Source organism: Streptococcus sp., from assembly GCF_030825805.1.
In the GTDB taxonomy this organism is placed as follows: Bacteria; Bacillota; Bacilli; order Lactobacillales; family Streptococcaceae; genus Streptococcus.
The window spans coordinates 1-10284 of sequence record NZ_JAPJPF010000003.1; the positions used below are offsets into that span (position 1 = coordinate 1).

At 43.6% G+C, this 10284-nt stretch carries 9 protein-coding genes and 1 pseudogene; all 10 read left to right on the top strand.

The genetic code is table 11. The features are described 5' to 3' along the window. Positions 1 to 416 (top strand): PfkB family carbohydrate kinase (locus RCH62_RS00910; RefSeq protein WP_306474412.1); only part of this gene is annotated, 416 nt, incomplete at its 5' end. After that, positions 413 to 2380, top strand: coding sequence for a fructose-specific PTS transporter subunit EIIC (locus RCH62_RS00915; RefSeq protein WP_306474413.1), 1968 nt, complete (start codon positions 413 to 415; stop codon positions 2378 to 2380). The genes RCH62_RS00910 and RCH62_RS00915, both read left to right, overlap by 4 nt. 142 nt (positions 2381 to 2522) lie before the next feature. Then, positions 2523 to 2897, top strand: coding sequence for a DUF1149 family protein (locus RCH62_RS00920; RefSeq protein ID WP_048788860.1), 375 nt, complete (start codon positions 2523 to 2525; stop codon positions 2895 to 2897). 3 nt (positions 2898 to 2900) lie between these two features. Further along, a pseudogene (locus RCH62_RS00925) lies at positions 2901 to 3750 on the top strand (DegV family protein). Positions 3751 to 3759: 9 nt separating this feature from the next. Continuing rightward, the gene (gene dapB / locus RCH62_RS00930) at positions 3760 to 4527 is read left to right on the top strand and encodes a 4-hydroxy-tetrahydrodipicolinate reductase (RefSeq protein WP_306474414.1); all 768 of its coding nucleotides are present in this window, start codon (positions 3760 to 3762) and stop codon (positions 4525 to 4527) included. Then, complete coding sequence (locus RCH62_RS00935; protein ID WP_306474415.1) at positions 4524 to 5744, top strand: CCA tRNA nucleotidyltransferase; 1221 nt, start codon at positions 4524 to 4526, stop codon at positions 5742 to 5744. Before dapB ends, RCH62_RS00935 begins: the two co-directional genes overlap by 4 nt. Continuing rightward, a complete protein-coding gene (locus RCH62_RS00940) occupies positions 5741 to 7612 on the top strand; it encodes an ABC-F family ATP-binding cassette domain-containing protein (RefSeq protein WP_306474416.1) in 1872 nt (623 codons plus the stop codon). Before RCH62_RS00935 ends, RCH62_RS00940 begins: the two co-directional genes overlap by 4 nt. 10 nt (positions 7613 to 7622) lie before the next feature. Continuing rightward, positions 7623 to 8153 (top strand): DUF308 domain-containing protein, encoded by a 531-nt coding sequence (locus RCH62_RS00945; RefSeq protein WP_223363723.1) that lies wholly within the window; start codon positions 7623 to 7625, stop codon positions 8151 to 8153. Between the two features lie 135 nt (positions 8154 to 8288). Then, complete coding sequence (locus RCH62_RS00950; RefSeq protein ID WP_048716086.1) at positions 8289 to 9248, top strand: ROK family glucokinase; 960 nt, start codon at positions 8289 to 8291, stop codon at positions 9246 to 9248. Positions 9249 to 9342: 94 nt separating this feature from the next. After that, entirely contained in the window at positions 9343 to 10182 is an 840-nt protein-coding gene (locus RCH62_RS00955) for a thymidylate synthase (RefSeq protein ID WP_306474417.1), read from the top strand. Positions 10183 to 10284: the final 102 nt, after the last annotated feature.

The window sequence follows — 10284 nt, forward strand, 5'->3', positions numbered from 1 at the left end:
CCTTGATTGATTCCTTGGAGTTCAATCCCCAATTGGTCAAACCAAACAACCATGAGTTGGGAGCTATTTTTGGTGTTACCTTGACAGAGTTGCCAGAAATTGAACGCTACGCCAAAGAAATCTTGGCCAAGGGCGCACAAAACGTCATTATTTCCATGGCGGGTGATGGTGCTCTTCTGGTAAGCCCTAGTGGCACATACTTCGCAAAACCAATCAAGGGTCAAGTGAAGAATTCTGTCGGGGCTGGAGATTCCATGGTGGCAGGTTTCACTGGGAAGCTCGCAACGACGGGAGATGTCATCGAAGCCTTCAAATGGGGCGTGGCTTGTGGCACAGCAACCACCTTCTCAGATGATTTGGCGACAGCTGACTATATAAAAGAAACTTATGAAAAAGTAGAGGTAGAAAAACTATGAAAATTCAAGACGTTTTAAATAAAAACGTGATGTTGTTTGACCTTCAGGCAACAGATAAAGAGGGCGTGATCAATGAGATGGTCCAATCGCTCGTTAACAATGGTGTGGTGACAGATTTTGAAACTTTTAAAACTGGAATCATGAACCGTGAAGCACAAACTTCAACTGGTTTGGGTGATGGAATTGCTATGCCTCACAGCAAAAATGAAGCTGTCAAAGAAGCAACGGTTTTGTTCGCAAAATCAAACAAGGGTGTGGACTATGCATCACTTGATGGACAGCCAACAGACTTGTTCTTCATGATCGCCGCTCCAGAAGGAGCAAATGACACTCACTTGGCAGCCCTTGCTGAATTGTCTAAATACTTGATGAAACCAGGATTTGCGGACAAACTTCGCCAAGCAAGCACACCTGATCAAGTGATCGCAGCCTTTGATGCAGAAGAGCAAGAAGCTGCAGCTGAAGAAGCGAAAAAAGCAGAAGCAGTCAAAGAAGCAGCTTCATCTGACAAGCCGCTTATCGTTGCTGTTACAGCATGTACAACTGGTATCGCCCACACTTACATGGCAGAAGAAGCCCTCATCAAAAAAGGGGAAGAAATGGGTGTTACAGTCCGCGTTGAAACCAACGGAGCATCTGGTGTCGGCAACCGCTTGACAGCTGAAGAAATCGCAAAAGCTGAAGGGGTCATCATTGCAGCAGATAAGGGAGTTGAAACCGCTCGTTTTGATAGCAAAAAATTGATTTCTAAACCAGTCGCAGCAGGTATCCGTCAAACAGAAGAATTGATTCAAACCATCTTGGATGGCAAAGCAGAAGTCTTCCACGCTGAAAATGCTGCACAAGCTAGCGCTAGCCAAGAAAAATTGAGTTTGGCTGGAGCCTTCTACAAACACTTGATGAGTGGGGTTTCTCAAATGCTTCCATTCGTTATCGGTGGTGGTATCTTGATTGCCCTTGCCTTCTTGATTGACCAAATTCTTGGGGTGCCTCAAGATCAATTGTCTCAACTTGGTTCTTATCATGAACTAGCAGCCCAATTTAAAACAATCGGTGGTGCAGCCTTTGGCTTCATGCTTCCTGTACTTGCAGGTTACATCGGATTCTCAATCGCTGAAAAACCTGGTTTTGTAGCAGGTTTTATCGCTGGATCTATTGCTAGCTCAGGGTCAGCATTTGGTAATATTGCCTACGGCGCTGCTAAAGGTGAGTTGCCAGGAGCAGTATCATCTGGTTTCCTTGGTGCCTTAGTTGGTGGTTTCCTTGCAGGTGGAGTGATTCTTGTTCTTCGTAAAGCTCTAGCAGGTCTTCCACGTTCTCTTGATGGTATCCGTTCAATCCTTCTCTTGCCATTACTTGGTGTTGGTTTGACAGGATTCTTGATGTTCCTCATCAATATTCCAATGGCTGCTATCAATACTGGTCTTAACGACTTCCTTTCAAGCTTGTCAGGTAGCTCAGCTGTCCTTCTTGGACTACTCGTCGGTGGTATGATGGCTGTCGATATGGGTGGACCAGTGAATAAAGCCGCTTATGTCTTCGCTACAGGTACACTTGCTGAATCTGTTGCTTCAGGTGGTTCTATTGTTATGGCAGCCGTTATGGCAGCTGGTATGGTTCCTCCATTGGCAGTATTCGTAGCAACTGTATTGTTCAAAGATAAATTCACACAAGAAGAACGCGATTCTGGTTTGACAAACATTGTTATGGGTCTTTCCTTCATCACAGAAGGTGCCATTCCATTCGGTGCAGCTGACCCAGCTCGTGCCATCCCTAGCTTCATCGCAGGCTCAGCATTGACAGGTGCTCTTGTTGGTCTTGCAGGCTTGAAACTCATGGCTCCTCACGGAGGAATCTTCGTTATCGCTCTTACATCAAATCCACTTCTTTACATCTTGTTCGTATTGATCGGTGCAGTTGTAAGTGGTATCTTGTTTGGATTGCTTCGCAAACCTAAAAACTAAACATGACGAAAAGGCTGGGATTTCCCCAGCCTCTTTCTTTTTTCTCTGATAGAAAACAGTGTGAAAAGACATGGTTCTGCAATAGAATCTTGATTTAATTTATGGTATAATTTTCATAACGCTTATTTTTAGGAGAACAAGTATGGATATCCAACGTGAAAAAGAATTCGTCAGCCAGTATCATTATGATGCTCGTAACTTTGAATGGGAAAAAGAAAATGGAACTCCCGAGACAAAAGTAGACGTCAACTTTCAATTGATTCAACGCGATACAGAGTTAAAGACAACCTCTTTAATCGTTATTTTAACCTATATGATTGTCTTTGATGGCTTTGTCATCAGCGGGACCATTACCCAAATCAACCACATTCACAACCGTTTGGTCAACGAGCCAAGTGAGTTTAGCAAAGAAGAAGTGGAAGAATTAGCTCGTCCTTGCTTGAATATGCTGAATCGTTTGACTTATGAGGTAACTGAAATCGCCCTTGATTTACCAGGGATTAATTTGGAGTTTTAATGCATGAAATTAGCAGTCATCACAGATTCTTCTGCCTATCTATCAGATGAATCAAGAGGACACGATAATTTATTTGTCCTAGATATTCCAGTTGTCATTGATGGAGTATCTTACGTAGAAGGTAAAAATCTGACAGCAGAAGAGTTCTATCAAAAGATGGAAGCTTCTTCTGAACTTCCGAAAACCAGCCAACCTAGTATCGCGGAATTAGAAGAACTCTTACCGCAACTAGAGGCTAAAGGCTATACCCATGTTTTAGGGATTTTCCTTTCTTCTGGTATTTCTGGTTTCTATCAGAATATCCAGTATATGAAAGATGAATTCCCAAATCTTACGATCGCTTTTCCAGATTCTAAGATTACCAGCGCCCCCTCTTGGGTGGTTGGCTGAAGAAGCAGTTAAATGGGCTGATGAAGGCCGTTCTTTTGATGAAATTCTAGCCAACATCCAGACACAAATCGATGGGACTTCTGCCTACATCATGGTTGATGATCTCAATCACTTGGTCAAAGGGGGTCGTCTCTCCAATGGAGCGGCGATTCTAGGGAATCTCCTCAGCATCAAGCCCATCCTCTATTTTAACGAGGAAGGCGTGATTGAGGTATACGAGAAAGTCCGGACTGAGAAAAAAGCCATCAAACGCTTAGCTGAGATTGTCAAAGAAGGAACTGCAGATAAAGACTATCAGATCATTATCATCCATGGGAATGCACTGGATAAAGCAGAAACGCTTCGAGATATTCTTCATCAAGACGGTTTTGCTGGTGAGATTCCATTTGCGACCTTTGGCAGTGTCATTGGTACGCACTTAGGAAATCATAGTGTTGCTATCAGTTTTGTACCGAAAGTATAAGGAGAAAACATGCCAATTAGAGTAGTGATTGCAGGTTTTAAAGGGAGAATGGGCCAAGCGGCTTATCACATGGTGTTAGAAGACCCCGAGCTTGAACTAGTTGGCTTGGTTGATCCCCATGCGTCTGAAAACGAGCTGGCGGGTATTCCGGTCTTTCATGACAAAGAAGGGGTTTTGTCGCTGGATGCGGATGTGTGGATTGACTTCACCATCCCTAAAGTTGCTTATGAACATACCCGCTTTGCTTTGGAGCATGGACTAGCGCCTGTGGTTGGGACAACTGGATTTACAACTGGAGAAATCACTGACTTGATTGAATTGTCTCGTGAGAAGAGTCTTGGAGGTCTCATCGCGCCAAACTTTGCCATTGGAGCAGTCTTGCTCATGCAATTTGCAGCGCAGGCAGCTAAGTATTTCCCGAATGTAGAGATTATCGAGTTGCATCATGATAAGAAGAAGGATGCACCGAGTGGGACTGCTGTGAAGACAGCTGAGCTGATTAGCCAGGTCCGTCAACCACAAGAGCAGGGAGCGCCAGATGAAGAAGAGAGTCTTCCAGGTGCTCGCGGTGCCAACTACCAAGGCATGCACATCCATTCGGTTCGCTTGCCTGGTCTGGTAGCCCATCAAGAAGTGATTTTCGGTAGTCAAGGAGAAGGATTGACCTTACGCCACGATTCCTACGATCGGGCGTCCTTCATGACAGGGGTCAATCTAGGAGTAAAAGAAGTAGTCAAGCGTCATGAGCTTGTCTATGGTTTAGAACATCTATTATGAGATTAAAAAAACTGCCTTCTGAATTTCAGGAGGCTTTGCCAATATTAGAAAAGATTCGAAAAGCTGGATATGAAGCTTATTTCGTCGGGGGCTCTGTACGGGATGCTATTTTAGGTCGTCCCATCCACGATGTAGACATCGCTTCTTCCTCTTACCCGGAAGAGACCAAGGCTATTTTCGAGCGGACCATTGATGTCGGGATTGAACACGGGACGGTGTTGGTTCTTGAAAATCATCAAGAATATGAAATTACCACCTTTCGGACAGAGGATGTCTACGTCGACTTTCGAAGACCCAGTGCGGTTAATTTTGTCCGTTCCTTAGAAGAAGATCTCAAGCGCCGCGATTTCACCGTCAATGCCTTTGCCTTGAGTGAAGAAGGAGAAATTATTGACCTCTTCGATGGACTGGAAGATTTGAAGAACCGAATTTTGCGCGCTGTTGGTGTAGCGACAGAACGCTTCAACGAGGATGCTCTTCGGATTATGCGTGGTTTTCGGTTTCAGGCCAGTCTTGGTTTTGATCTAGAAGAAGCAACCTTTAAGGCCATGACAGATTGCGCTCCTTTGTTGGAGAAAATCTCTGTCGAACGGGTCTTTATTGAGTTGGATAAGCTTCTCTTAGCTCCTTTTTGGCGCAAGGGCTTAGAAGGTGTGATTGCTAGCAAAAGCTATCAGTACCTCCCTCTCTTACAAAACAGCCAATCGTCACTAGAGAAACTGTTCCAGCTGTCCATGGACTATACCTTTACGAGTTCCGAGCAAGCTTGGGCCGCCTTACTCTTGACCTTAGATGAGAAAAAGGTCTCTTCTTTCTTCAAGAAATGGAAAACCTCTCGTGACTTCGCTAAGAAGGTGGAGCAGTTGGTTGAAATCTACCGCTTGCGTGAAAAGGCTAGTTTAAATCGTCGGTTTGTCTATCGCTATGACCGTAGACTTCTCTTGTTAGCGGAAGAACTGCGTCAGGCTCATGGATTGCCCGTAGATTTCCAAATCATCGAAGAATTGTATGATTCTCTAGCTATTCATGATAAGCACGAAATCGTGGTCAATGGTGGGATGTTGATGAAGGAATATGGCTTAAAACCAGGTCCAGGCCTGGGACAAGTGCTTTCTGCCATTGAATGGGCCATTGTAGATGGTGAATTAGAGAATGACAAACAAGCCATTGGTGATTTTTTGAGCCGCTATCTTGAAGCCGAGAAGGGGGAAGTATGAGCGATTTTATTGTTGAAAAACTAACCAAGTCCGTCGGGGATAAGACGGTCTTTAAAGATATTTCTTTTATCATTCATGAGCTGGATCGAATTGGACTAATCGGGGTCAATGGGACAGGGAAAACGACTCTCTTAGATGTTTTGTCTGGTCGTGCAGGCTATGACGGAGATCGTTCCCCTTTTTCTGCAAAGAATGATTATAAGATTGGTTATCTGACCCAAGAACCTCAATTTGATGATAATAAGACGGTCCTCGATACAGTCTTGTCAGAAGATGTGAAAGAGCTCCAATTGATTCGTCAGTATGAATTGTTGATGAGCCAGTACGATGAGAGCCAGCAAGCAAAACTGGAAAAAGTCATGGCGGAGATGGACTCTCTCAATGCTTGGGAAATCGAAAGCCAAGTCAAAACAGTCTTGACCAAGCTGGGGATTCAGGATTTATCTGCTAAGGTTGGGAGTTTGTCTGGTGGACTGCGTCGCCGTGTCCAGCTAGCACAGGTTCTCTTGGGAGACCATGATTTGTTGCTGTTAGATGAGCCGACCAACCATCTGGATATTGATACCATCGAATGGTTGACCAACTTCTTGAAGAACTCTAAGAAAACCGTACTTTTCATCACCCATGACCGTTATTTCTTGGATAATATTTCAACTCGTATTTTCGAATTGGATCGTGGCGGTCTAATCGAATACCAAGGAAATTATCAGGATTACGTTCGCTTAAAAGCTGAGCAGGACGAACGGGATGCGGCTCTTCTTCACAAGAAGCAACAACTCTATAAGCAAGAATTGACCTGGATGCGTCGCCAACCGCAGGCGCGTGCTACCAAGCAACAGGCTCGGATCAATCGTTTCCACGACCTCAAAAAGGACCTATCTCACCAGGTTACAGAAACAGATCTAGAAATGTCCTTTGAAACCAGTCGAATCGGTAAGAAAGTCATCGAATTTCAAGATGTCGATTTCGCCTATGATCAAGGACCGATTCTGCAGCGGTTTAATCTATTGGTTCAAAACAAAGATCGGATTGGTATTGTAGGAGATAATGGAGTTGGGAAGTCAACCTTGCTCAACCTCATTGCTGGGAAACTTCAACCAACTGCTGGGAAGGTCATTATTGGAGAAACGGTACGGATTGCTTACTTCTCACAACAGATCGAAGGCTTGGATGAAAGCAAGCGGATGATCAACTTTCTGCAAGAAGTGGCGGAAGAAGTCAAGACCAGCGCAGGATCTACATCAATTGCCGAATTGTTGGAGCAATTTCTCTTCCCTCGTTCAACCCATGGCACCTTGATTGAGAAACTTTCTGGTGGGGAGAAGAAGCGTCTTTATCTCTTGAAACTTCTCATCGAAAAACCAAATGTCTTGCTCTTGGACGAACCGACCAATGATTTGGATATCGCGACCTTGACAGTGTTAGAGAACTTCCTACAAGGCTTTGGTGGACCAGTCATCACCGTTAGCCACGATCGCTATTTCCTAGACAAGGTTGCTTCTAAGATTCTAGCATTTGAAAATGGAAGCATTCGTGAGTTTTTCGGCAACTATACCGACTATCTAGATGAGAAAAAGTTTGAGCTAGAAGTGGTAGCTGAAAGTAGCAAGCCTGAAAAAGAAAAGGTAGTCAAAGTCCGAGAAGAAAAGAAACGGATGAGCTACCAGGAAAAGCAGGAGTGGGCGACCATTGAGAGTGAGATCGAAGAGATTGAAAACAAGATTGCAACCATCGAGGCTGAGATGAATGAGAATGGTTCTGACTTTGGTAAGTTGGCCAGTCTCCAACGTCAGATGGATGAAGAAAACGAGCGGCTCTTAGCCAAGTATGAACGGTATGAGTACCTGAGTGAGTTGGCAGAAAACTAAAGGAGGAAGGATGCACCATATTAGTAAATACAGTCTTTTATTGTCATCGTTTTTATTTTGTGGCATTGGTTTTATTCTCTTTGTAAATCCAATCGAAAAAATTGCCACCTTTAGTTGGTTGATTTCTCTGGGCTTTTTCTTGATATCAGTTTCGCGCTTATCACGTTACTACCGTCTACGGACCCAAGCGACCTTGTCGGATCCCTATTTATTTCAAAGCGTGGTCTCGCTAGTATTTGCAGTCTATCTCTTGCTGTATGGCTACAAGACCTTGCCGATTGTCTTTCCGATTACACTTGGAATTTGGCTCTTATATAAGTCTGCCTTGAGTTTGCGTAAGGCTCATTATCTTTCTAAGCGTTCTGAAGAATTATCCAAGAAGTTTACTTTTTGGGGGCTTATTCAACTGTTTACAGGATTGTTTCTCATTGTTAGTCCTCTATCTATTAGTGTCTTCTTGTTACATATTTTGGGATTGTTCTTTTTCATAATTGGCGTTCAATCCTTGAGACTCTTTTTAAAACTTCATAACGAAGAGTAAAGAAATCTGTCTGTGTTTTTACAGACAGGTTCTTTTTTTTGTAAATGAAATTGAGAGAATTCTTGAAAAACAATTGAAACCCTTTTCACATTTTGGTATACTAGTGTCAAGAGAATAGGAACAAAGGAGTATAAAATGTCCAAAAAAATTATTGGTATTGATTTAGGTGGAACATCTGTTAAATTTGCCATTTTGACGCAAGAAGGAGAGATTCAAGAGAAATGGTCTATCAAGACCAACATCCTCGACGAAGGAAGCCATATCGTTCCTGATATCATCGCTTCCATCAAACACCGCTTGGAATTGTTGAACTTATCCGCAGAAGATTTTATTGGAATCGGTATGGGATCTCCTGGTGCAGTGGATCGCTTCGAAGGAACTGTCGTTGGAGCGTACAACCTCAACTGGAAAACTGTACAGCCTATCAAGAAAGATATCGAGTCTGCCTTGGGAATTCCTTTCTTTATCGATAATGATGCTAACGTAGCTGCCCTTGGTGAACGTTGGAAAGGGGCTGGTGAAAACCAACCGGATGTCGTCTTCATGACACTTGGAACTGGTGTTGGCGGCGGTATCGTAGCAGAAGGAAAACTCTTGCACGGTGCTGGTGGTGTTGCTGGTGAACTCGGCCATATCACTGTTGACTTTGATCGTCCATTTGATTGTACCTGTGGTAAGAAAGGTTGCTTGGAAACAGTAGCTTCAGCAACTGGGATTGTCAATTTGACTCGCCGTTATGCAGATGAATACGCAGGAGATGCGACCTTGAAACGTCTCATTGATGATGGCGAAGAAGTCACAGCTAAGACAGTCTTTGATCTTGCTAAAGATGGAGATGAGTTGGCCTTGATTGTCTACCGTCATTTCTCTCAATACCTCGGTATTGCTTGTGCCAACATCGCTAGTGTCTTGAACCCAGCTAACATTGTCATCGGTGGTGGTGTATCAGCAGCAGGCCAATTCCTCTTGGATGGGGTTCAAAAGGTCTTTGATGAAAATACCTTCCCACAAGTCCGTACGTCAACCCAATTGGTGCTTGCTAATCTTGGAAATGATGCAGGAGTTATTGGAGCTGCATCACTTGTCCTACAATAGATTTTATTTGAAAGAGATCCAAACCGAATCATTTGGACCTCTTTTCTTTTATCCTGTGTTATAATGAAGGTATTACAGTATTTAAGGAGATTGAATGACAAAAGCAGATATCCTTTTTAAAGAAAATATTCGAAGAATTATGGAAGAAGGCGTCTGGTCTGAGCAAGCTCGGCCCAAGTACAAGGATGGCACAACAGCCAATTCCAAGTACATCACGGGAGCTTTTATGGAGTTTGATCTGGCCAAGGGCGAGTTTCCGATTACGACCCTTCGTCCTATTGCCATCAAGTCGGCTATCAAGGAGATGCTCTGGATCTACCAGGATCAGTCTAATAGTTTGGAGCTTCTAAATGATAAGTATCAGGTCCGCTACTGGAATGATTGGGAAGTGAGAGACACAGGAACGATTGGTGAACGCTATGGCGCTGTCGTTAAAAAGCATGACATCATCAACAAGATACTCAAACAGTTGGAAGCCAACCCCTGGAATCGACGCAATATTATTTCTCTCTGGGATTACCAAGCATTTGAAGAGTCGGAAGGGCTCTTGCCTTGTGCTTTTCAAACCATGTTTGATGTGCGTCGTGTCGATGGGGAAATCTATCTGGATGCAACTTTGACCCAACGTTCAAATGATATGCTAGTGGCGCACCATATCAACGCCATGCAGTATGTAGCCTTTCAGATGATGATCGCTAAGCACTTTGGCTGGAAGGTTGGCAAGTTCTTTTACTTTATTAACAACCTCCACATCTATGATAACCAATTCGAACAGGCAGAAGAGTTGCTCCGGCGTGAGCCCTCTGCTTGCCAGCCTCGCTTGGTACTGAACGTGCCAGATGGTACAAATTTCTTCGATATCAAGGCTGAGGATTTTGTACTGGAGGACTATGATCCTGTCAAACCTCAGTTGAAGTTTGATTTAGCTATATAGAGATTATTGTTAGTTGAAAAAATAGGAAGATCGTTTGTTATTTTTAAAATAATGATTCGTACTTCCTATTATTTTAATTTAATGATTAGTAATATCGTCAAA

Excerpts from the sequence above, each read along its gene's own strand:
- RCH62_RS00945 (WP_223363723.1), top strand. The coding sequence starts at position 7,623 with ATGCACCATATTAGTAAATACAGTCTTTTATTGTCATCGTTTTTATTT.
- dapB (WP_306474414.1), top strand. The coding sequence starts at position 3,760 with ATGCCAATTAGAGTAGTGATTGCAGGTTTTAAAGGGAGAATGGGCCAA.
- RCH62_RS00920 (WP_048788860.1), top strand. The coding sequence starts at position 2,523 with ATGGATATCCAACGTGAAAAAGAATTCGTCAGCCAGTATCATTATGAT.
- RCH62_RS00940 (WP_306474416.1), top strand. The coding sequence starts at position 5,741 with ATGAGCGATTTTATTGTTGAAAAACTAACCAAGTCCGTCGGGGATAAG.
- RCH62_RS00915 (WP_306474413.1), top strand. The coding sequence starts at position 413 with ATGAAAATTCAAGACGTTTTAAATAAAAACGTGATGTTGTTTGACCTT.
- RCH62_RS00950 (WP_048716086.1), top strand. The coding sequence starts at position 8,289 with ATGTCCAAAAAAATTATTGGTATTGATTTAGGTGGAACATCTGTTAAA.
- RCH62_RS00955 (WP_306474417.1), top strand. The coding sequence starts at position 9,343 with ATGACAAAAGCAGATATCCTTTTTAAAGAAAATATTCGAAGAATTATG.
- RCH62_RS00935 (WP_306474415.1), top strand. The coding sequence starts at position 4,524 with ATGAGATTAAAAAAACTGCCTTCTGAATTTCAGGAGGCTTTGCCAATA.